At 69.0% G+C, this 255-nt stretch carries 1 protein-coding gene; it reads left to right on the top strand.

The features are described from left to right. Nucleotides 1–64: 64 nt before the first annotated feature. A partial coding sequence (locus CFB39_RS40620; RefSeq protein WP_218829822.1) for a hypothetical protein occupies nt 65–255 on the top strand: 191 nt, incomplete at its 3' end.

Genomic DNA, 255 nt, shown 5'->3' with positions numbered 1-255 from the left:
GCCGCGTATTGCTCCCGGCCCTGACTCTCTGCGCGGCGGCGTCACGAATGTTGACGACGAGGCATTGATCCAGGCCTATCAGGGCGCATCGAACACGCATCCGGCCACGGCGCGCAACCATGCGAGCTACCTGCGCCAGCTTGCCGCGTGGCTGCGGGCCAATCGGACCGCCGGGGGAGAACCGCGCCCGACCCTGGGTGCACTGCGCAATGAGGTGCTCCAGTCAGGGCGGCCGGCGCGCGAGAACGCTCATGT

Origin of the sequence: Burkholderia sp. AU6039, from assembly GCF_002223365.1 — a bacterium.
Taxonomy (GTDB): domain Bacteria; phylum Pseudomonadota; class Gammaproteobacteria; order Burkholderiales; family Burkholderiaceae; genus Burkholderia.
Note: the sequence above shows the minus strand (reverse complement) of the source record. Positions and strands in the feature narration are given on the sequence as shown.